Annotated in this window: 20 protein-coding genes; 9 read left to right on the top strand and 11 right to left on the bottom strand. The window is 37.0% G+C overall.

Annotation, left to right across the window (positions count from 1 at the left end; translation table 11 throughout):
- The first annotated feature begins 45 nt into the window (after positions 1-45).
- A complete protein-coding gene (locus AAHH40_RS00290) occupies positions 46-792 on the top strand; it encodes a YiiX/YebB-like N1pC/P60 family cysteine hydrolase (RefSeq protein WP_342220133.1) in 747 nt (248 codons plus the stop codon).
- A gap of 48 nt (positions 793-840) precedes the next feature.
- Here AAHH40_RS00290 and clpB read toward each other — a convergent pair whose 3' ends face one another.
- Positions 841-3,444 carry an ATP-dependent chaperone ClpB gene (gene clpB, locus AAHH40_RS00285; RefSeq protein WP_342220132.1) on the bottom strand — a complete coding sequence of 868 codons (2,604 nt, stop codon included), beginning with the start codon at positions 3,442-3,444 and terminating at the stop codon, positions 841-843.
- A gap of 213 nt (positions 3,445-3,657) precedes the next feature.
- Between clpB and AAHH40_RS00280 the strand changes: the two genes are divergently transcribed.
- From AAHH40_RS00280 to aqpZ, 3 genes are all read left to right on the top strand, one after another.
- The gene (locus tag AAHH40_RS00280; protein ID WP_342220131.1) at positions 3,658-4,617 is read left to right on the top strand and encodes a S49 family peptidase; all 960 of its coding nucleotides are present in this window, start codon (positions 3,658-3,660) and stop codon (positions 4,615-4,617) included.
- Positions 4,618-4,699: 82 nt separating this feature from the next.
- Entirely contained in the window at positions 4,700-5,092 is a 393-nt protein-coding gene (locus tag AAHH40_RS00275; RefSeq protein WP_342220130.1) for a type IV pilin protein, read from the top strand.
- A 102-nt stretch (positions 5,093-5,194) separates the two neighbouring features.
- A complete protein-coding gene (gene aqpZ, locus AAHH40_RS00270) occupies positions 5,195-5,887 on the top strand; it encodes an aquaporin Z (protein ID WP_342220129.1) in 693 nt (230 codons plus the stop codon).
- 48 nt (positions 5,888-5,935) lie between these two features.
- Here aqpZ and ispH read toward each other — a convergent pair whose 3' ends face one another.
- The 7 genes from ispH to AAHH40_RS00235 form a co-directional block, all read right to left on the bottom strand.
- On the bottom strand, positions 5,936-6,907 hold the full coding sequence (gene ispH / locus AAHH40_RS00265; RefSeq protein ID WP_342220128.1) for a 4-hydroxy-3-methylbut-2-enyl diphosphate reductase: 972 nt from the start codon (positions 6,905-6,907) through the stop codon (positions 5,936-5,938).
- 102 nt (positions 6,908-7,009) lie between these two features.
- Complete coding sequence (locus AAHH40_RS00260; RefSeq protein WP_342220127.1) at positions 7,010-7,741, bottom strand: ankyrin repeat domain-containing protein; 732 nt, start codon at positions 7,739-7,741, stop codon at positions 7,010-7,012.
- Between the two features lie 31 nt (positions 7,742-7,772).
- Complete coding sequence (locus tag AAHH40_RS00255; RefSeq protein ID WP_342220126.1) at positions 7,773-8,162, bottom strand: response regulator; 390 nt, start codon at positions 8,160-8,162, stop codon at positions 7,773-7,775.
- A 184-nt stretch (positions 8,163-8,346) separates the two neighbouring features.
- Positions 8,347-10,011: a ubiquinone biosynthesis regulatory protein kinase UbiB gene (gene ubiB / locus AAHH40_RS00250; protein WP_342220125.1), complete on the bottom strand. Its 1,665-nt coding sequence runs from the start codon at positions 10,009-10,011 to the stop codon at positions 8,347-8,349.
- A gap of 5 nt (positions 10,012-10,016) precedes the next feature.
- Entirely contained in the window at positions 10,017-10,613 is a 597-nt protein-coding gene (locus AAHH40_RS00245) for a ubiquinone biosynthesis accessory factor UbiJ (protein WP_342220124.1), read from the bottom strand.
- Entirely contained in the window at positions 10,610-11,356 is a 747-nt protein-coding gene (ubiE, locus tag AAHH40_RS00240; RefSeq protein WP_342220822.1) for a bifunctional demethylmenaquinone methyltransferase/2-methoxy-6-polyprenyl-1,4-benzoquinol methylase UbiE, read from the bottom strand. Before ubiE ends, AAHH40_RS00245 begins: the two co-directional genes overlap by 4 nt.
- Positions 11,357-11,587: 231 nt before the next feature.
- Positions 11,588-12,235: a hypothetical protein gene (locus tag AAHH40_RS00235; protein ID WP_342220123.1), complete on the bottom strand. Its 648-nt coding sequence runs from the start codon at positions 12,233-12,235 to the stop codon at positions 11,588-11,590.
- A 42-nt stretch (positions 12,236-12,277) separates the two neighbouring features.
- Here AAHH40_RS00235 and typA point away from each other — a divergent pair, with 42 nt between their 5' ends.
- Together typA and AAHH40_RS00225 are read left to right on the top strand one after the other, a co-directional pair.
- Positions 12,278-14,092: a translational GTPase TypA gene (typA, locus tag AAHH40_RS00230; protein WP_342220122.1), complete on the top strand. Its 1,815-nt coding sequence runs from the start codon at positions 12,278-12,280 to the stop codon at positions 14,090-14,092.
- Positions 14,093-14,229: 137 nt separating this feature from the next.
- Positions 14,230-15,687, top strand: a complete 1,458-nt coding sequence (locus AAHH40_RS00225) for a glycine--tRNA ligase (protein WP_342220121.1) — start codon at positions 14,230-14,232, stop codon at positions 15,685-15,687.
- Here AAHH40_RS00225 and AAHH40_RS00220 read toward each other — a convergent pair.
- Entirely contained in the window at positions 15,682-16,374 is a 693-nt protein-coding gene (locus AAHH40_RS00220; RefSeq protein WP_342220120.1) for a YggS family pyridoxal phosphate-dependent enzyme, read from the bottom strand. The two genes, AAHH40_RS00225 and AAHH40_RS00220, sit on opposite strands and share 6 nt — an antisense overlap.
- Positions 16,375-16,467: 93 nt before the next feature.
- On the opposite strand from AAHH40_RS00220, the gene acnB reads away from it, so the two are divergent.
- Positions 16,468-19,056, top strand: coding sequence for a bifunctional aconitate hydratase 2/2-methylisocitrate dehydratase (gene acnB, locus AAHH40_RS00215; protein ID WP_342220119.1), 2,589 nt, complete (start codon positions 16,468-16,470; stop codon positions 19,054-19,056).
- Positions 19,057-19,108: 52 nt separating this feature from the next.
- On the opposite strand, the gene AAHH40_RS00210 is transcribed toward acnB, so the two are convergent.
- Both AAHH40_RS00210 and AAHH40_RS00205 read right to left on the bottom strand, forming a co-directional pair.
- Entirely contained in the window at positions 19,109-19,948 is an 840-nt protein-coding gene (locus tag AAHH40_RS00210; RefSeq protein WP_342220118.1) for an SDR family NAD(P)-dependent oxidoreductase, read from the bottom strand.
- Positions 19,949-20,056: 108 nt separating this feature from the next.
- Positions 20,057-20,932, bottom strand: a complete 876-nt coding sequence (locus AAHH40_RS00205; protein ID WP_342220117.1) for a LysR substrate-binding domain-containing protein — start codon at positions 20,930-20,932, stop codon at positions 20,057-20,059.
- Positions 20,933-21,400: 468 nt separating this feature from the next.
- On the opposite strand from AAHH40_RS00205, the gene AAHH40_RS00200 reads away from it, so the two are divergent.
- Positions 21,401-21,901, top strand: coding sequence for a superoxide dismutase family protein (locus AAHH40_RS00200; protein ID WP_342220116.1), 501 nt, complete (start codon positions 21,401-21,403; stop codon positions 21,899-21,901).
- A 90-nt stretch (positions 21,902-21,991) separates the two neighbouring features.
- A complete protein-coding gene (locus AAHH40_RS00195) occupies positions 21,992-23,395 on the top strand; it encodes an amidase (protein WP_342220115.1) in 1,404 nt (467 codons plus the stop codon).
- The last annotated feature ends 62 nt before the right edge of the window (positions 23,396-23,457 follow it).

Here is a 23,457-nt window from a genome sequence, read left to right as displayed (position 1 = left end):
ATGGTTCTACGCGTCCCAGGCAAGAATTAAAATCCAGGATAATTTATGCAGATGGATTTAACCAATAAACTATTTAACTTTTTTTTTAGATGGCTTAATAAAGAAGTAGAAGCTCCTCAACCAATTCCATTAAGTGATTTTAATAAACTTCGCCAAGAACTACGACCCTGTGATGTTTTGTTAATAGAAGGTCGCAACCGTATCAGTCAAATGATTAAAGTAATTACGCGCAGCTCCTGGTCACATGCCGCGCTGTATATTGGTCGCTTGTATGACATTGAAGATAAGGAGATGCAAAAAAGAATTACCGAATTTTACTCTGGCGATCCCAGCGAACAATTAGTATTTGAAAGCTTATTAGGAAAAGGAGCTTTAATCTCACCATTAAAAAAATATGAAAAAGAACATATCCGCATTTGTCGTCCAAGAAATATTTCTTATCAAGATGGACAAAAAATTATTGGCTACGCTTTAAAAAAGTTAGGCATAGAATATGATTTTAGATTAATTTTTGACTTAGGACGTTTTTTAATGCCTTGGCCACTTTTACCGCGTAGATGGCACTCTACACTATTTAATTACAAGCCGGGGATAAGAACTAAAGAAAGTTGTTCTTCACTATTGGCGGAAGCCTTTCAATCGGTCAATTTTCCGATATTACCATTATTAAAAGGTGATGGGGAAAGTCTTAAATTTTATAAAATTAACCCTAGACTTTACTCGCCGCGCGACTTTGACTATTCTCCCTATTTTGATATTATCAAATACCCTATGAATGTTCTTCCCAATTGATTTTTTTCTGTATTGCTCCCTGAGTCCTCATATATCTTAAAAAATTATTTACTTCTTAGTTTTAGTTTTTGTTTTTTTTGCCGTTAATTTTATTTCCCCATCGATATAGTCTACAAAAATTTTGTCTCCAGGTAAGAATTTTTCTTCAATCATATCTTTTGCAATCGGATTCTCCAATTCTTGTTGAATGGTACGTTTTAAAGGTCGCGCCCCATAAACAGAATCATAGCCCATTTTGGCAATGTGATTAACCGCAGCTGCACTGACTTCTAATTGTAAATCACGTTCATTCAGACGTTCGCGCAGTCTCTCTAATTGGATTGAAGTTATAGAGTGAATCTGTTTTTCAGTTAAAGCATGAAAAACAACTACCTCATCAACACGATTAATAAATTCAGGTCGAAAATGCTGTGCAATGATATCCATTAGCGTACTTTTTAATGCTGAGTAATCTTTTTTAGAGGTCAACTCTTGAATAATTTGTGAACCTAAATTTGACGTCATCACTATAACGGTATTACGAAAATCTACTGTGCGTCCCTGGCCATCAGTTAAACGACCATCCTCTAATACTTGCAATAAAATATTAAATACATCCCCATGCGCTTTTTCAATTTCATCCAGAAGGACTACGGAATAAGGTTTTCGACGAACTGCTTCGGTAAGATAGCCCCCTTCTTCATAACCTACATATCCTGGAGGAGCACCAATGAGACGCGCAACAGAATGTTTTTCCATAAATTCAGACATATCTAAACGCACCATCGCATCGTCAGAATCAAATAAAAATCCTGCTAAAGCTTTGCAAACTTCTGTTTTACCGACGCCGGTAGGTCCTGAAAAAATAAATGATCCAATCGGACGCTTAGGATCCGATAAACCGGCTCGGGATCGTCGAATAGCATTCGCTACAACAGAAATTGCTTCATCTTGACCCACTACACGTTGATGTAGCGCATCTTCCATATGTAATAATTTTTCTCGCTCCCCTTCTAGCATTTTAGAGACGGGTATTCCCGTCCATTGCGAAACAATTTCCGCAATTTCTTTCTCGCTAACCTTATTGCGTACTAATTGAGGCTCTTTGTTTTCCATTTTCTGAGCAGCCAATAATTTTTTCTCCAAAGCGGGAATATGGCCATATTGTAATTCTGACATTCGATTTAAATCGCCCGAACGCCGCGCTTTTTCTAATTCAAATTGTGCCTTTTCAAGCTCACTTTTGATTTTTTGCTCGCCTTGCAAGGTAGCTTTTTCAGCTTTCCAAACCTCGTTAAGATCGGCATATTTTTTTGAAAGCTCAGTAATCTCATTTTCTAAATTTTCCAATCTAATCTTAGAGGATTCATCAGTTTCCTTTTTTAATGCTTCTCGCTCCATTTTTAACTGAATTAATCGTCTATCTAAGCGATCCAGTTTTTCTGGCTTGGAATCGATTTCGATTCTAATTCGACTAGCGGCCTCATCGATGAGATCAATGGCTTTATCGGGCAAATTCCTATCCGAAATATAGCGATGTGATAAAGTGGCTGCAGCAAGAATAGCTGAATCCATAATTTCTACGCCATGGTGAATCTCATAACGTTGTTTTAAACCACGTAAGATGGCTATAGTATCTTCAACAGTAGGCTCATCTACTAGAATTTTTTGAAAACGACGTTCTAATGCGGCATCTTTTTCAATATAATTTCTATATTCATTTAAGGTAGTTGCCCCGATACAATGTAATTGACCTCTCGCTAAAGCGGGTTTTAACATATTTCCTGCATCCATAGCCCCTTCTGCTTTCCCAGCACCAACCATGGTATGCAACTCATCTATAAATAGAATTATTTGTCCCTCTTGCTTTGCAAGCTCATTCAAAACTGCTTTTAATCGTTCTTCAAATTCTCCTCGATATTTAGCTCCAGCAATTAATGAGCCCATATCTAAAGCCAGCAAGCGTTTGTTTCTTAATCCTTCTGGAACTTCGTGATTAACAATACGTTGTGCGAGTCCTTCCACTACAGCGGTTTTACCCACACCAGGCTCACCAATAAGAACTGGATTATTTTTAGTTCGTCTTTGTAGCACTTGAATAGTTCTACGTATCACATCATCACGGCCGATAACTGGATCAAGTTTTCCTTGCGATGCCTGAGCCGTTAGATCAATTGTGTATTTTTCCAAGGCCCCACGACGGCCTTCTGCTTCAGGATCATTCACTGCCTCTCCGCCTCGTATATCCTTTACTGCTTGCTCAAGCAATGCTTTGCTAGCACCTGCTTTTCTTAATAATTCACCCAAAACACTTTTATCATCTATAGCCGCAAGTACAAATAATTCGCTTGATAAATATTCATCATTTCGTTGTTGTGCAAGCTTATCGGTGACATTCAGTAAGCGAACAAGATCATTCGAAGGATAAATCTCCCCAGGAGTTGAAGTTTGTACTTTAGGTAAACGCGCAATGGCCTCATCCAAGTTTTTAGTTAATTGGTTCAAATTAACATTAGCTTTACTCAATAAAGGTTTGACCGTGCCATTCTCTTGCTGCAACAAAGCAGACATCAAATGAATAGGCTCAATAAAAGAATTATCTTGCCCTATAGCCAGTGATTGAGATTCTGCTAACGCGTTTTGAAACTGACTGGTTAACTTATTAAGACTCATATTCCCCTCTAGTTATCATTTATCTAGATTTCTATCTTATAAATAGTTTAGTCTAATTAGAAAAAATCAAGTCGATTTCGGTAAAAAATACATAGTCATCTGAGAAAACAAGCTAAAATTTTTATTTCCAGTCCAAATATGTCCCAACCAGTCAAAAAGAGGTAAACTAAGGGCATTTATATTCATATTTCAAAAGTTTAAATAGGGTTTTATATGGCAGAAGAATTATTAAACGATCCGACATGGCAACGCAAAACCCTAGAAAAATTACTTTTTGATAACTTGAAGGAACAACGTCGGAAAAGACGCTGGAATATCTTCTTTAAATTTCTATTTTTTTTACTTCTTTCAGGCCTGTTGTTTTCTTTATGGCCAACTACAACCAATCTTCCTAGTGCTTCAAAAGCAAAAGCTCACATCGGTCTAGTCGATATTAGAGGAATCATTGATGACAGTTCAACAGCAAGTGCTGATAATGTCATTGAAGGACTACAAAACGCTTTTGAAGATAGAAATACGCGTACAGTTATTCTGCGTATCAATAGTCCTGGCGGCAGCCCAGTTCAAGCTGCACAGATCTATAACGAGATCCGTTATTTACGCCATCAATACCCTAGAACTAAATTATATACGGTATGTGACGATCTTTGCGCATCCGCCGCTTATTATATTGCTTCAGCGAGTGATGATATCTATGCTAATCCCGCCAGCTTAGTCGGCTCAATTGGTGTTTTAATGGACGGATTTGGCTTTGTTGATACCATGAAGAAAGTCGGTGTTGAACGCCGCCTTTTGACAGCTGGAGATCATAAAGGCTTTTTAGATCCTTTTTCACCTGAAAAAACAGATGAGAAACTTATTGCTCAACGTATGCTTGCAAATGTTCATCAGCAGTTCATTAACGCTGTTAAACAAGGTCGTGGAAATCGCATAAAAGAAAATCCAGAGTTATTTTCTGGTTTAGCCTGGACAGGCGAAGAAGCTTTATCTTTAGGCCTTATAGATGGCTTTGGAGATTTAAATAGCTTATCTCAGGATTTAATTAAGAATAAAAATATCGTTGATTACACCGTCAAACCTGGTCTATTACAACAACTTTCTGATCGTATGGGGGCCGCATTCGCGCAACAAATAAGTTCTAACTTAGGCATCTTACCTCATGGATTTCGGTAGCAAAAAATAAAAACATTTATAAACTTCTGTTTATGTTTTATTTTTCATTGTGAATAATAAGAAATAAAATTGGAGTTAATATATGGAAAATACTGAATATGGATTTAGTTTATTTGAGTTGCTTATTGTCTTAGTTATAATCGGTATTTTGGCAAAAATCTCCTATCCCATTTATACTCATATACTGATAAGAACTCACCGTACCGAAGCGAAAATTGCTTTAATAAATCTTGCTCAGCATATGGAGATTTATTATCTTACAAATAATAATAGTTACGAGTTTGCGAACTTTAACAAACTGCATTCAAAAGACATGACTGAAAAAAAATTTTATGATTTAGCTTTGAAAAGCACTGCCAACACTTATCTACTATCAGCAAAAGCTAAATTTTCTGATCCTGAATGTTATCTTTTCATGCTTAATCAATTAGGAAAAAAAACTAATGCTGGTAGCGGTTCAAATTTATGTTGGTAATTTGAGATTAAATTTTAAACTTTATAGCCTTTATAAATCTGTTACATTGTTGAAAAATGTTTTCTACTGCTATACTTCTTCTGATTTTTATGGAGATTCAACATGCAAAGGAAATTATTAGCGGAATTCTTAGGCACTTTTTGGCTAGTATTAGGCGGATGTGGTAGTGCTGTATTGGCAGCTAAATTTCCTCTAGTTGGTATAGGTTTTTTGGGCGTAGCTTTCGCTTTTGGTTTAAGCTTGCTAACCATGTGTTGTGTGTTTGCTCCTATCTCTGGCTGTCATTTAAATCCTGCCGTTTCTATAGGTCTTTGGGCTGCGGGTAGATTTAGCATTAAAGAGGTACCTAGTTACATTATTGCTCAAGTAATAGGCGCCATACTGGCCGCAACCGTTTTATACCTGATTGCAAGTGGCCAACATGGATTTGATTTACACAATGGGTTTGCCAGCAATGGTTATGGACTTCATTCCCCAGGCCATTACTCATTATCGGCTTGTTTTATATGTGAAGTAATTATGACCTTTTTATTTTTAATCGTTATCGCAGGTGTGACCAACCCGCAATTACCTAATCATTTTGCTCCCTTAGCCATTGGTTTAGCTTTAACCTTAATCCATTTAATTAGCATTCCGGTTACAAATACTTCTGTTAATCCCGCTAGAAGCACAGGCCCAGCACTATTTGTTGGGGGGTGGGCTATCCATCAGCTTTGGTTATTTTGGCTCGCTCCCATAATCGGAGGAATAATTGGGGGCAGCATATTCCGATATATATGGGGGAATAAAAAGTAGTCTTCTTTATATCGATAAAAAGACAAACTTTTTAAATAGGTTTTAAAATTAACTAGTTGTTTCAGTTTTGATTGCTAATGGAATTCTTAATTCACGCGGCAGCGCGAATGCAACATTTTCCTCTATACCCATTAGTTCGGTAACCAAACACTCTTGCCAATTAGGAAAGGTTTTTATATATGTTACAACATTTTGCACTAAAAATTCCGGTGCGGACGCCCCTGCAGTAATACCTATAGATTCTTTTCCAATTAACCAGCTTGTTTGGATATCTTTAGCCGTATCTATTAAATAGGCGGGCTTTCCTAAACGCTCAGCTAATTCTTTCAATCTATTAGAGTTGGAACTATTAACCGATCCTAAAACTAATACCATATCACACTGTTTCGCTAATTCTTTAACGGCCAGCTGACGATTTTGTGTTGCATAACAAATATCTTCTTTCTTAGGCGTGGCAATTTCAGGAAAACGTTGTTTCAATGCTTGTATAATAGTTTTGGTATCATCCAACGATAAAGTGGTTTGTGTCACATAACTCAATAAACGAGGGTTTTTAACTTTTAGCAAAGCAACATCCCGAATAGTTTCAACTAAATAGATTCCCCCAGCAGGATTATCATAATGTCCTAAGCTTCCTTCCACTTCGGGGTGATCGGCATGACCAATCAAAACGCATTCCTGACCCAAGCGATTATAGCGTGCCACCTCCATATGCACTTTAGTTACTAAAGGACAAGTTGCATCAAAAATTCTTAAATTTCGTTGCTTAGCCGCTTCACGAACGGCTTGAGAAACCCCATGAGCACTAAAAATCGCGGTAGCATTTCTTGGTATTTCACTGATATGCTCAACAAAAACCACCCCTTTTTGTTCTAAATCGGCAACTACAATGCGATTATGAACGACTTCATGGCGCACATAGATAGGCTCACCAAACAGTTTTAATGCTCTTTTAACAATTTCTATAGCGCGATCAACACCAGCGCAAAAACCCCGGGGATTAGCTAAAACGATTTTCATACCAAAGCTCTTAGATTAAGAACTTAGTTTAGAGATGTGCAAAAAAATTGCAAGCTTTATTGTATGAAGACTTAAAGCATATTATTCAATTTTATAGGCGAATTAGCGATGGAAAGCACTCCTAACATTAGTAGTGTTTATATTATTATTAGCAATCCTTTCAGCAAGAAAATTATGTATAGTTTTATAAAAAAGTGATTTATTTGGGTCCTTATATTTATTTTTCATTACTTCAGACCACCTTTTATCCATTATACGCTCAGATATAGGATTGGCTGGATTACCCTTACATAAATTAAGTTGATTATTTAATAAATCTTTAAATTCTTTAATCGTGCTACAGCGTTGAGCAGCAATTATTAACGCATTAGCCCTTCGAGTATGCTTAGCCGGAAAACGAAATATATTTCTATCAAGATATTTCTTTCGTAAATACTGTATAAAATCATTAACCAGCGGATCCAATTCTTGTTGTTTTTGATTATCAACTTTATTAGATTTATGGATTTGAAGTATATTTTTTACTGAATTTCTTTGGATGACAAACTTGGTAATTTCATTCGCGATTTTAGTTTGATTAAAGGCATAAGCATCTTGCAGAGCAGTCCGTTTTTTTTTATTCGAAGTAAGTAACGCGCCCTTTTTTAACAATTCAATAACAAGGTTAATATGCCCTCTTCGTGCCGCATGATGTAAAGGGGTGTCTCCATCTTCATCTTGAACATCAATATTTAGTTTTTTTTTATCTAACCAATACTCAAATAAATTGACATCGCCCATATCAGCCGAGGCAAATAAACAACTACTGCCCCAATCGAGATTAGATTTACCCATTTTCTTTCTCCTTGTAATTACTTATAAATAACTATAGTAATTGTTTTTTTATTTTTTTCAACAAGGCCAAAAGTAATTCTTTAGATAGTGGTTTATAAAAAAAATCATACGCCCCGTGCGCTATAGCCTCACATCGTTCTTCTTTGCTCGCAACGCCAGAAAATAACACTAAGGGAAGATCTATTCCTTCCTTTTGCATTTTTGCTAATAACTGTAAACCATGAAGATGGGGCATAATTCTATCGCTTAAAACAACAAAAAATCTATCAGGATCTTGTTGTAAATAATTCCAAGCGAGTTGCCCATCTCTACAAGTAACATAGGTATATTGAGCTTCATCTAAATATTGAGTTAATATTTTCAAACATAGTTCATCATCATCCACTAGTAATATCTGTTTCTGACTCGGTTTTATTATCATTTGATTTTGCGTTATATAATTTCAATAAAATCTTAATACAGTTACGCCCTGAAATAGTCAAATCTTTCAAAATAATATGAAGATATCTAGGTCCAAATAATAACAAAGCAATCAGAAAAATAATAAGGAACGATATTAGATTTAATCCATAAAATCCCATAAACACTCCGTGTTTAAAATAAAATTAATTTAATTTTCGTAAATTAATCATCGCACCTAAAAATAAGCCTAAACCTCCTAAACCTAAAATCCATAAATGGACAGATCCTAAATGCGCAACATCCTTAACACTTAGATCTAACAAAACCCAAACTATACAAGCCGTGGCTATACCCAAACCGATAAACCAAAAAGATTTTTTATTTGTTTGTTTCTTTTGTTTTTCCTTTACACAATAAAGACATTTTGTTTCCTTTTTTAAATGGCGTAACTCGAGCATCACCTGATACATTAAATTTGGAATTTCAGGAACCTTTTCTGCCCAGTAGGGTGCAAATTCACGAATTTTACGTAAAAAGGCCCGCGGCCCAACTTGCTTTCGTAACCAATGCTCTAAAAAAGGTTTAGCTGTGTTCCATAAATCCAAATCTGGATACAATTGCCGTCCTAAACCTTCAACATTGAATAAAGTTTTTTGTAGTAGCACTAATTGAGGCTGTACCTCCATATTAAACCGTCTGGCAGTTTGAAATAATCGTAAAAGTAACTGTCCAAAAGAAATTTCTTTTAAGGGTCTTTCAAAAATAGGTTCGCATACGGTACGAATTGCTGCCTCGAATTCGTTAATTCTGGTATTTTCTGCAACCCAACCGGATTCAACATGTAATTGAGCAACGCGACGGTAATCTCTATTAAAAAACGCCATCAAATTTTCAGCGAGATAACGTTGATCCTCTGGGCTTAAACTACCCATAATCCCGAAATCGACACCCAAGTATTGGGGATTTTCTTTATTTTTTGGTGAAACAAAAATATTCCCTGGATGCATATCGGCATGGAAGAAACAATCGCGAAAAACCTGCGTAAAGAAAATTTCAACGCCTCTTTCAGCTAATTTTTTTAAATTAATTCCTTGTTTTTTTAAAGCGGAAATATCAGAAATAGAAATACCGTAAATACGTTCCATAACTAAAACTTTATGAAAAGTATAGGGCCAATATACTTCTGGAATATAAAGCAAATCAGAATTAGAAAAGTTACGACGTAGCTGAGAGGCATTCGCTCCTTCTCGTAATAAATCTAATTCATCTTTTAAACAAGCCTCAAATTCCGCCACAATTTCACGCGGCCTAAGTTGTTTAGCAGGGCGCCAATAGCGCAGGGCTAAATCCGCTAAGGAATATAATAAATCGATATCTCGACTAATTCTTTTATATACCCCTGGCCTTAAAACTTTAACCACGACCTCTTGACCTGTTGTCAATAACTTAGCCGCATGAACCTGTGCGATGGATGCTGATGCCAAAGGATTAATATCAAATTCAGAAAATGCTTCCGCAATGGCTTTTTTAATACAGCTTTCAACTATGGATTTCGCCTCTTCTCCGGGAAAGGGAGGTACTCGATCTTGGAGTTTTGCTAGTTCATCCGCAATGTCAATGGGAATAAAATCACGACGTGTCGACAAAGTTTGACCAAACTTAACAAATATCGGCCCTAAATCTTCTAATGCAAGGCGAATTCTTTCTCCTCTAGGGATTTTTTTATTAATCTTTCGGTAAGGATTTAGGTAAACAAAAAAACGTAACGGGCGGAATAGATCGAGAGAGTATACTAATTCATCTAAGCTATAACGAAAAAGAATAAAATTGATCTGCATTAAACGTACTAAACGAGATATTGATTTCATCCACTCTACCCTTTTTCCAACATTTTTATCCGAGCTTCTAATCGGGCACAATCGTCGCGTAGTTCATCAACATCATAAAAAAAAAGTTGTAACTCTTCGTTAGATACTAACCAATTCATTTCTCTCTGGACATAGTTAGTCAAATTTTGACTGAGACTTTCCACGCTTTGCGTAGCCCAAAGACTTATCGCTTTAAGCACTCTTATCATCGGGTAAGCAATACCGTCACCGACTATTTTTGATAATTGTTCTTCGTAATCAATTTCTAGATTTGAAAAAAAATCTTTAAACTGTTTTGCAAATTCCATATCGCCTACAACTTCTAAAGGAATATCTGTAAGCGCTTTGTCTGACTTTGTAAAAACCGCGCGTAAAAAATCGAAGGTTGAACCGCGCAGTATTAAATCCGCAGGCCCGTTATATTCTTTACTTAAATAAATTGAATCGGATTTAAAAAACCAATAATAGGTAAGAGGGCCCCATTCTATCTTCAATACCTTGCCAGATAATCGATGCAAATGTTCTTTTGACTCGGAGTCAAGGTTTAGATAGCGATTAAGTATCGCTTCTTGAGCTGATAATATTATATTGTTGCTAATCAAAATTTCCACGCCCTATGTAATGCGACTATTCCCCCGCTAAGATTATAGTATTCACATTCATCAAATCCTGAATCTAAGATAAGTGTCTGAAGTGTTTGTTGATCGGGATGGCGGCGTATAGATTCTACTAAATAACGATAACTTGTTTCATCATTGGCAATCCATTCCCCTAATTTAGGTAAAAAATCGAAGGAATAACGATCATATAAAGTTTGTAAAAAACCCAATATGGGTTTAGAAAATTCTAAAACGAGTAACCGGCCACCAGGCTTTAAAACACCATGCATAGATTGAAGTGCGACTTGCTTATTCGTCACATTCCGTAACCCAAAAGCGATACTCAAACAATCAAAGCTAGCATCCGCAAAGGGTAAACATTCCGCATTAGCTTGGATGGTGCTTACTTCTGTGAGACCTGAATTCAGAAGCCGATCTCTACCTGTATTTAGCATGGCAGCATTAATGTCTAACAAAATAGCTTTACCTTGTGGCCCTATATGCTTAGTGAATGCCTTTATCAAATCACCGGTTCCACCTGCCACATCAAGCACACTATCCCCCCTGCGAAGTTGGGCCAATTGCACTGCAAATTTCTTCCATAGACGATGCAGACCAAATGACATCAAATCATTCATAAGATCATACTTGCCTGCTACCGACAGAAAAACCTCATCTACCCGGCTATTTTTTTCGCTTAAGGGGATAGTTTGATAACCAAAGTCTGTGGTTAAGGTTTCATTCATTTTAATGCTCGAAGAAGAATCTAACATAGAGATATCATTGTTCTGGTTGAGCTATCTTAACTAGCTAGTTTGTTTTGAGCAAGAAAATGACTTTTTAAATAACCTTAAAATCCAAGTAAAATCCGAATAATCTTCAAGTGGCATTATTCTAAATTAGGATTAAAAGAGAAAATATACCTAAAAAAATGTATGCATTTTTACAATATGCAAATGTGGGTAAGTTTGTCGATTTTAATGCTTATGAGATATTCTTGTAAAAGTCGGAAAGGATGTATGTCTGCGTAACACCGCTAAAGCATGCTGACTTTTAACATCAGTCCATAACTCAAAAGCTTGTAAAGGACTTAGTTCGTTAGCAGGATCGCTGAGACCACGGATTGCATGTAAGATTTCCATCAAGCTAATAAAATCATAACTTAAAGCATTATATAGGGAAGCGGAACCTGCTTTCGACAAACTGGCCACCTGAATATAAGCGGTTTGACCTAGTTCAATAAAATACTTGATTTTGACTCGTCTTTTTTCGGCCTGTTCAGGGTACAGACCAGCAAATAGTAAACATTTATCTCCCACTTCCCGCAGGCATTCTCGTTGTCTAGTATGCCTTTCGGTCATTCCGGTTAAAAATTCTTTCGCAAAAACCGAGTTAGCAATATCGGGTCGACGATTATAATAGCCCAATAAAAAAACTAAGTAACTTTCTAGTTCATTATTTAGCCTAAGATTACTACTAGATTCCGCATCCTTCACCAAAGACTGCCATTGAGCTGTAGTAGTTGGTTGCAATAAAAGCACTCCCATGATAAAACCTCTCAACATTAATTGCCTTTCTATCAGTGTAGAACACGCTAGCAGAAATGCCTTGCTTTGCGTTATCATGCACTCTTTTTGAACACTCTAATATCTAATTTCTAAACTATCATGATCAAAAATATACGTAATATCGCCATAATTGCCCATGTTGACCACGGGAAAACCACACTGGTTGATAAATTATTACAACAGTCTGGCACCCTCTCCAGCCGGGCTGCGCCAGTTGAGCGTATTATGGATAGTAATGACTTAGAACGTGAACGTGGTATTACTATCCTTGCGAAAAATACCTCCATAGAATGGCATGGTTATCGGATTAATATTGTCGACACCCCTGGCCATGCTGACTTTGGTGGCGAAGTGGAACGTATCTTATCTATGGTTGATTCTGTTTTATTGCTCGTCGATGCAGTAGATGGTCCAATGCCGCAAACGCGATTTGTCACACAAAAGGCCTTTGCCAAAGGTCTAAAACCTATTGTTGTGGTTAACAAAATTGACAGGCCCAGCGCTCGACCCGATTGGGTCGTTAATCAGGTTTTTGATTTATTCGATCGTTTAGGTGCAACCGAAGAACAATTAGATTTCCCTATCATCTATGCTTCTGCTTTACAAGGCTATGCAACATTGGACCTTGAAAAACCAAGCTCTGATCTGACTCCTTTATTTGAAACTATCATTGATAAGGTCGCTCCACCTGCGGTTGATCCCCAAGGCCCTTTTCAAATGCAAATCACCACCTTGGACTATTCCAGTTATGTGGGCACTATTGGTATTGGTCGCATTCAGAGAGGATGCGCTAAGGTGAATATGCCTGTTGTTTTAATTGATAGAGAAGGAAAAACTCGGTCCGCGCGTATATTACAAATTTTAGGTTATAGAGGCTTAGAACGTATCGAAATTGACCAAGCCGAAGCGGGAGATATCATAGCCGTAACAGGTATTGATAAGCTTAATATATCTGACACTCTGTGTGATCCTAACTTAGTGGAAGCCTTACCGCCTTTAATTGTCGATGAACCAACGATGAGCATGACCTTCCAGGTCAATAACTCACCTTTTGCCGGCAAAGATGGAAAATTTGTGACTAGTAGACAGATTAGAGAGCGCCTCGATAGAGAACTTCTTCATAACGTCGCACTTAAGGTTGAAGATACTGAGGATCCTAACCGATTTCGCGTCTCTGGAAGAGGAGAATTACATTTATCAATTTTAATTGAAACCATGCGTCGCGAAGGGTATGAATTGGGTGTATCTCGTCCTGAGGTTATTTTAAAGGAAATTGACGGTGAATTGAGAGAACCTTACGAAAATTTAACCGTGGATCTAGAAGAACAACATCAAGGTAACATTATGGAAAAATTAGGTAGCCGGCGTGGCGATCTAGTAGATATGGTATCTGATGGAAAGGGACGTGTGCGACTAGATTATAAAATACCCACTCGTGCATTAATTGGTTTTCGTACAGAGTTTTTAACAGCTACTTCTGGTTTAGGACTAATGCACCATGTGTTTGATCATTATGGTCCGGTGAAAAAAGGCAGTATTGCTAATCGGGCAAACGGTGTCATGATCTCCAACCAAGTCGGTAAAGCGACTGGATTTTCCTTATTTAATTTACAAGAACGCGGAAAATTATTAATTGGTCCTCAAACCGATGTCTATGAAGGGATGATCGTAGGTATTCATTCACGCGATAATGACTTGGTTGTTAATGTTGTGAAAGGAAAGCAACTTACGAATGTCCGGGCCTCAGGTTCCGATGAAAACATCATTTTGACACCTCCAATAACATTCTCGTTAGAACAAGCATTAGAATTTATCGCTGATGACGAATTATTAGAAGTCACTCCGCACTTTTTACGTTTACGTAAAAAGTTTTTGAAAGAACATGAACGTAAGCGTTCAGGGCGGGAAGCTTAAGAGCCAGTTCTATGTCAATTTGGTTAGTGTTGTTTATCCTATGAATTTTATAATAGATATGAAATCCTGTTGTATAATTCTTGGGGATGAAAACTTATTAGACCTCATTCAAGACCCAACCTTTGGAAATTATTAATATGGCGGCAGAAAATCTGGAAGAAATCGTATCTTTATGCAAACGCAGAGGATTCATCTTCCCTAGTGCCGAAATTTATGGTGGTCTACAGGGAATATATGATTATGGCCCTTTAGGTGTTGAATTAAAAAATAATTTGAAGGCTGCTTGGTGGAAATCCAATGTTTATGAACGTGATGATATCTATGGATTAGATTCTGCCATTTTGACACATAGAAAAATTTTTTATTATTCAGGTCATGAAAGTACGTTTGCTGATTTACTTGTCGATTGCAGACAATGTAAAAAACGTTGGCGTTTGGATCATCTTATAGATGGAAAATGTGAAGCATGTGGTTCAACCAACCTTACTGAACCAAGAGCTTTCAATATGATGTTTAAAACCACTATGGGCCCTGTAGAAGACCTCGATGCTTTTGCCTATTTACGCCCCGAAACCGCTCAAGGAATATTTACTAATTTTAAAAATGTTATGGACACGATGTCTCCCAAACTTCCTTTTGGTATAGCGCAAATTGGTAAAGCTTTTAGAAACGAAATAACACCGCGTAATTTTATTTTTAGAGTCAGAGAATTTGAACAACTTGAAATCGAATTTTTTGTTAAGCCTGGCGAAGACGAAAAATGGCATCAATATTGGGTTGAATCTCGTTTAGCATGGTGGAAAAATCAAGGGTTAAATACCGAAAGATTAAAATTATTAACTCAAACCGCAACCGAATTGGCCCATTATGCAAAAGCAACGGTTGATATACTCTATAAATTTCCTCATGGCTTTGAAGAGCTAGAAGGGATTTCTAATCGTACCGATTATGATTTAGGTTCACATACACAAAGTCAAAGTGAATTAAACATTAATGCCAAAGTATCTGTTAACAAGGAAAGCATTGCTAAACTAAGCATTCAAGACCCTCCTGGCTCACATTTTGTTCCCTATGTAATTGAACCTTCTGCAGGTTTGGATAGAGGTGTGCTCGCGATACTCACAGATGCCTATGAAGAAGAAACACTAAAAGATGATAAAAAACGCATAGTTTTAAAAATAAAACCTCATCTTGCACCTGTCAAAGTAGCTATTATCCCTTTGAAACGCAACGATAGTTTGTTGGTAGAAAAAGCAAAAACTCTGAAGGATGCGATACAAGCTTTAGGATTAGGCCGAATTGCCTATGAAGATACCGGAAATATTGGAAAAAGCTATCGACGTCATGACGAAATAGGTACTCCACTTTGCATTACTGTTGACTTTGATACCATAGCTAAAAGTGAAAATACTGAAAATACTGAAAATACTGAAAATACTGAAAATACTGAAAATACTGAAAATACTGAAAATACTGAAAATACTGAAAATACTGAAAATCATAATACAGTTACCGTCCGTGATCGTGATACTATGCAACAAAAACGTATCAACTTATCTCGCTTAGAGGAATATATAAAAAATTACTTTTTATAATTTTCTTTTTCCGAAAATTGCAGTACCTAGTCGAATATGCGTTGCACCTTCTGCAATGGCCGCTTCAAAATCTCCCGACATCCCCATGGATAAAGTGTCTAATTCTAAGCCTAATTCTTTTAGTTTTTCTAAGCTTAAACGCAATGCCTTAAAGCTTTTATATTGGGAAGCGAAATCTTTTTCGGGTTTTGGAATTGCCATTAAGCCTCGTAAATTAAGATGAGAAAGTTTAGCAATTGAATCTGCTAAACAAGCAAGATGTTCTAAATATATTCCTGCCTTGCTTGTCTCTTTTTGTAAATTAACTTGGATACAAACATTAATCGGCGTTAAATTTGCTTCTTTTCGATACCCATTCAATTTTACTGCCAATCCTAAGTCGGCTAGACTGTGTATCCAAGAAAAATTGTTAGCAATAAATTTTGTTTTATTCGTTTGAATTCTACCTATAAAATGCCATTCTAAACCTAAATTTTGAAGTCCCAGAATTTTCCCTTCAGCCTCCTGAACATAGTTTTCACCAAAAGCTCGCTGACCAGCGGTAATGGCTAATCTTATAGCCTCTAGATTCTGGGTTTTGCTAACAGCGATTAACTGCACCGAATTGGGGCTTCGTCCAAAACGATATTCTGCATTTCTTATCCTTTCTTTAATCTGCAAAAGTTGGCCAAAAATGCTTTTTTTCATATTTTCTGGAGAAAGTTTAACAGGTGATTTACTTAACTATGATAATTTAAAAGCGTATAATAATCCTATTATTAAACAATAAGTGGGGTCACTGTGTCTGCATCACCATCCAGTTTTTTAGCTACTTATCGAGAACACATTCAGCAGCGTGCCGATCAGGGTATTCCGCCTCTTCCGCTTGATGCAACACAGGTTACAGCATGTATTGAATTGATTAAAAACCCTGCTTTTTCACATGAAGCCCCTTTTCTGGTCAAGTTATTAGCCGAGCATGTTCCCCCTGGAGTCGATCCTGCAGCCTACGTTAAAGCCGCTTTTCTTGCCGCCTTAGCAAAAGGTGAAATTAATTCTCCCTTTATAACTCCAACGCTCGCCATAGAGTTACTAGGTAGTATGTTAGGCGGCTATAATGTCCCTATTCTCATTGAATTACTCGATGAAGCACATGACCTAGCTGAAATAGCAGCAAAACAACTCTCACATACCCTATTAATGTTTGACGCTTACCATGATGTCATAGCTAAAGCAAAAAAAGGCAATCACTATGCTCATCAAGTTGTAGAAGCTTGGGCAAATGCCGAATGGTTTCTCTCTAAGCCAAAAGTGCCGAATAAACTCACTTTATCTATTTTTAAGATTTCTGGAGAAATCAATACCGATGATCTATCTCCGGCGACTGAGGCCTGGAGTAGACCCGATATCCCTTTACACAGCTTGGTCATGTTTCGTAATCGTATGACAGATGCATTACAAGTTATTCAGCAACTAAAAACTAAAGGTCATCCTATCGCGTTTGTTGGAGATGTGGTGGGTACCGGCTCATCACGAAAATCAGCTATTAACTCATTATTGTGGCATATCGGCCATGAAATTCCTTTTGTTCCTAACAAGAACCGGGGTGGGATCATTTTAGGTGGAAAAATTGCCCCTATTTTCCGTACCACAGCTGAAGACTCTGGTGCTTTCCCTATCGAGGTAGATGTAAGTCAACTTCAGATGGGAGATATTATTCATATCTATCCCTACCAGGGACGAATTGAGAGTGAACAAGGTCAAGAAATTGCTCATTTCACCCCGAACTTAACACTCATGGATGCCGTGCGTGCAGGGGGTAGAATTCCTTTAATTATTGGTCGATCATTAACCGATAACGTACGAGCTACATTGTCGTATTCTTTTTCCAAGGAATTTAATCGACCTGAAATTATTCCTAGAAATGGAAAGGGATTTACCTTAGCTCAAAAAATGGTGGGTAAAGCCTGTGGAGTGCCCGGCATTAGTCCTGGGACTTATTGTGAACCGAAAATGACAACCGTAGGTTCACAAGATACAACAGGACCTATGACCAGGGATGAGCTAAAAGAGCTCGCATGTCTTGGATTTTCTGCAGACTTAGTCATGCAAAGCTTTTGCCATACAGCCGCTTACCCAAAGCCTGTCGACATTGAAACACAACATAGCTTGCCAGATTTTTTCTCTTCGCGCGGCGGGGTTGTATTAAGACCTGGTGATGGGATTATCCATTCTTGGCTTAATCGGATGCTATTACCCGATACGGTAGGTACTGGAGGTGATTCACATACGCGTTTTCCCATAGGTATCAGTTTCCCTGGTGGTTCGGGTGTCGTCGCTTTTGCAGCCGCTATGGGAGTAATGCCTTTAACCATGCCAGAATCAGTATTAGTTAGATTTACTGGCGAAATACAACCGACCATCACATTACGGGATTTAGTCAATGCAATCCCCTATATAGCCTTACAACGCGGCTTACTCACGCTAGATAGCAAAAATAAAAAAAATATCTTTTCAGGTCGTGTGTTAGAGATTGAAGGCTTACCCAATCTTAAAATTGAACAAGCTTTTGAATTTGCTGATGCATCTGCGGAACGTTCTGCAAACGGTTGTACTGTTCGCTTAAATAAAGAACCGATCATTGAATATTTAAATTCTAATATTTCTCTTCTAAAATGGATGAGCAGCAATGGTTATCAGGATGTTCGGAGTTTACAGCGTCGAATTGAAGCAATGGAAGCTTGGTTAGCCCAACCTATTTTGTTAGAGCCGGATGCCGATGCTGAGTACGCTGAAATCATTGAAATTGATCTTAATCAGATAAAAGAACCTTTATTAGCCTGTCCTAACGATCCAGACGATATCAAAACTTTATCCGCTGTAACACAAACTAAGGTTGATGAAGTATTCATAGGTTCTTGCATGACTAATATTGGTCATTATCGTGCCGCTGGAAGTTTATTAAAAAACTTTAACAACCGATTACCCACTGTATTATGGATAGCACCTCCAACCAAGATGGATGCCCACCAATTAATGCAAGAAGGTTATTACTCAATTTATGGCATCGTAGGTGCACGAACGGAAATGCCAGGCTGTTCTTTGTGTATGGGTAATCAAGCTCGCGTACGTGATGGCGCTACGGTAGTTTCCACTTCAACGCGAAACTTTCCTAATCGTATGGGAAAAGATGCTAATGTTTTTTTAGCTTCTGCTGAGTTATCTGCGATAACAGCAATTCTTGGTTATATCCCTAATTTAGATGAATATAGAGAAAAAATGAAATTTATCGACACTATGAGTGAAAACTTATATCGCTATTTGAATTTTAATCAAATGCAAGATTATCAAAACGTTTCCAAACAAATTGATCAGTTAATCGGGACTTAGATTGCCGCGCGCTCTGCGCTTGCAATGACGGAGGATTGCTATTGTTTTAATGTTATATATTTAGGCATTTAAAAATTTTTTCTGGTATGAGGCGAATAATTAACATGATAATCCGCCAAACTCCAGGAATGTACACACTCTCTCTACCTTTATCTAGCGCCCGTATAATTTTTATCGCCGTTTTTTTTGGATTGGCGGCTAAGAAAAGTGGGTACTTTCCCCCAAAAACCATTTTGGTATCAATTAATCCTAATTTAATTGTTAATACTTGTATTTCTGAAGGATAAAAATAATTACGTAATCCTTGTAAATAAGTAGTCAAGGCCGCTTTGCTAGCACCATACACATAATTTGGTTTTCGTCCCCTATCTCCTGCAACAGAACTTAAGCCAATAATAAAGCCTTTTTTTTGCACGGCTAAATACTTACTATATAGCTCGAGAAAAGAAATGGGGCCGGTAAAATTAGCAGCAATCACTTTTTGATAATCTAATTTATCAATTAAGCCTACGGCCATTATGAGACCATCAATAGCACCCATTTTATCGATCAGCATTTCAAAAAAATTCGCATGTGAATCAAGTTGCGTAATGTCAAAAAAGGCATAACTAACATCGACGTTGAATCGGATTCTAAGATCGACTGCTATATGTTCTAACTCGGAAATATCTCGACTTGCAAGAAAAAGCTTACAATGCCTCGAAGCAAAAATTTCGCTACAAGCCCTTGCTATAGAAGAAGTCGCGCCTAAAATTAATATACTCCTCGCACTTGAATTTTTGTTTGCGTTGCCGCTCAACTCGCAATCCTCATGTATACCAATTAACGAAGATTGTTTCATTCTCGCGGCGCCCTGCCAAAAATCCAATTGCTGTGAGTGTATAGATTGCATAGAGATACTTATATTAGTCAAAAATAATATAGTTCTACATTATACTAAACAGAAAAATTAACCAGAGCTATTTAGAATACGCTTAGCTAATAAAGTAACCATATAACATCAGGTGTTGGCTTTTTTTAAAAACTCGGATATTACTGTAGATTGATATTTTTCCTTATGTATCAAAATATAGAACTCTCTACTCAGTGTTAAAAATGGGGTTTTTAGCTCTACTAAGGTATTATTTTTTAGCGAATCTTCAACTACAAATCGAGAAAGGCAGCTTATCCCTAATCCTGCTTGAGTTGCCTGTTTAAGAGCATCTGTATCATCCAATTCTAAAAAAGGACGAATTTTTCCGCCAATTTTCTCTTCCAGCTTTTCACGTATACTCGAACTTTGTTTTCGTAGCAACCAACGTGCATTAGCGATATCTGATAACGTCAATTTCTTTTTTTTACTTAAAGGATATTTGGGGGAAGCGATTATGACTAACTCATCTTTTTTCCAAGGATAGGTGTGGACTTTATCAGAAAAGCAATTAGCCTCAATTAAAGCTACATCAATATTAAACGTGAGCAATCTAGACAATATAGCTTTTGTTGTAGCTATTTTTAGACTAATCTGAATATTTTTATGTGTGTAATTTAGTTCGGAAATAAGTTTTGGCAATAGATAATTACCTATAGTCTTACTCGCTCCTATGATTAACTGGCCTGATAAATTATCCTTTTTATTTTCCATCATCATATCTTTAAGTTCTGAAATTTGCGAAATGACACTGCTAGCTTTCGGTAACAAAACCCTTCCGCGTTCATTCAAAAATAATTGTTTGCCGTGCCTATCAAATATAGAACCCTCTAATTGCTCTTCTAATGTAGCAAGAGCCATACTGCATGCTGATTGAGAAAGATACATTTTCTTTGCTGCGTGACTTACATTTCCTGTCTTGGCAATTGCGACAAAAACTTCGAGTTGTTTTAGAGTAATACGCATAGCAATTTAAATTGTCATTACTTAAAATCCAATACCTTTTAATTTATTTTACATGATAATAATTACGTAAAATATAAAAACTATAATACCGGATAAGTAACACTATGACTATTATCATTATAAAAAATATCTACATCATGAAATGTAATTGAATGTCTAATGTATAGATTTTTTTCTTACTCATTAACATAAACAACTTTTCTCTTTGTACCATAAGATGCGCATGTGAAAAATATAATCTATTATCTAAATTTCAAATATAATTTATTTTTAATATTTATATAATAAATTTATGCATTGCTTCTATAATTTAAAAAATAAAAATTGAATACAAACTTTCAAAAGATGTTCTAACATTTAAAGATAAGCCACCGTAAAATTGATCAGGGTTATAACAAACTTATCTCGCCAAATACTGTTTTTATTAAGCTATGCTATACTTGGCGCGATGCAATAGAGGGATATTTTATGTTTAACTTTTTTAAGTTGTCAGTTGCCGGCATCAGCTTATTAATCTGCAATATAGCCCTTGCCGATATTTCCATACCTATATACCTTACATCTCAACAAGGACTCGGGCAGCCCATAGGCACCATAGTTGCCACAGAAAAACCTTATGGTGTTTTATTGACACCCAATCTGCATAATCTTCCACCCGGTTTACATGGTATTCACATCCATCAAAACCCTTCTTGTCTGGATAATGGTATGGCAGCAGGTGATCATTTTGATCCTCTTCATTCTAGCCAGCATTTAGGTCCTTATGGAAAGGGTCATTTAGGGGATCTACCTGTTTTAGATGTTGATAATAATGGTAATGCCACATTACCTATTTTAGCCCCTCGACTACGCTTAAATGAACTTAAAAATCATTCTTTAATAATTCATGCGGGTAGCGATAATTACTCTGATGTTCCTGCTAAATTAGGCGGAGGTGGTGCACGCATAGCGTGTGGTATTATTAAGTAAAAATCTAAAAGCTCACTTTTAGATCCCAATTAATTTTTTCCTCAGCTTATATAAGCCTCGGTAAACAGAATAATTTATAGTAATCACTCCATGAGCTCAGATCTTTGCTTTTCATCCGCAAGAAAATTAGCCACGCTAATTAAAGAAAAAAAAATTTCCTGTGTCGAGGTTATCCAAACCTATTTAAACCGCATTCAACAGGTTAATCCTAAACTTAATGCACTAGTTCAAGTAACGGAACCAGAAACTGCATTAAAAAAAGCACGCATAGCCGATGAAAAATTGGCTAACAATCAAAATCTTGGACCTTTACATGGTTTGCCTATTACTATCAAAGATTGTTGTAAAGTCCAAGACTTTATTATTAGCAAAGGAAGTAATGGTTACAATTTTCTTTCTAAAGAAGATGCAACCGCCGTCGCTAGATTAAAAGCAGCCGGTGGAATTATTTTAGGTATAAGCAATGTACCTGAATTCAACATTGCCTATGAGACTGATAATGATCGCTACGGCCAAACTTTAAATCCCTATGATTTAAATCGCACCCCGGGTGGAAGTAGTGGTGGAGAATCGGCTATTATCGCTGCAGGAGGGTCAGTACTTGGTTTAGCCACAGATGGAGCGGGCAGTATTCGCCAGCCAGCTCACAATACAGGCATTGTGGGTTTAAAACCCACGCGTGGTTTAATCCCTAATTCAGGTAATGTTCCATCAGATGGTAGGGGATTATTACGCCCATTATTTACCTATGGCCCTATGGCACGATTTGTCGATGATATCGTATTATCTCTACCTCTTTTGGCGGGTCCCGATAATGCCGATCCAGATGCGATACCCATTTCAATCAGCAAGCCTCTCATCCAATGCAAAGATTTACGGATTGCATTTTATTCAGACAATGGCATCGCTACACCAGATAAAGCAACCTTACAAACTATTAATCAAGTAACACAGTCTTTACAAGCTGAGGTACAACAAGTTGAATTTCTGTGTCCTCCTCACTTAAAAGAGCTTTATATTCTTATTACTGAGACATTTATTTTGGGTGGCGATAAGGGTCTAGGATTAAAAAATTTACTGCACCATTTGGGTATTAATAAACCTTCCTATCTAGTGAAAGAATTTCTAGCGATTTCGCGCCAATGTGAATTTTCCATCACTGAATTACATCAGCGCTTACGTCGTATTGATGAATTACGCATCGCCCTAGAAAAGTTTTTTATTCCATATGATGCAATTATATGCCCTGTAGCAGCGACACCTGCCAAATTATTAGGACATTCATTTATCGAAGGTCATGACTTTAGTTATCTTAATATTTATAATTTAACAGGCTGGCCAGTTTTAACGGTGCGCTGTGGTTCTTCTAAGGAAGGTCTACCTATAGGAGTACAGATCGTTGCTAAACCTTGGCATGACAGTGTAGCTCTCATGATAGGACAAAAATTAGAAACTTTATTAGGTGGATGGCAAAAGCCCATTTCATTTCCATAACAATCCTCCAACGTGCTTGGGTCTAGAACTGAACCTGCTATACTTTGAAAACACACTTAAAG

Source organism: Rickettsiella endosymbiont of Miltochrista miniata, from assembly GCF_964031245.1.
In the GTDB taxonomy this organism is placed as follows: domain Bacteria; phylum Pseudomonadota; class Gammaproteobacteria; order Diplorickettsiales; family Diplorickettsiaceae; genus Aquirickettsiella.
The sequence above is the reverse complement of the archived record's forward strand: the minus strand, read 5'-3'. Positions and strand labels throughout refer to the sequence as shown.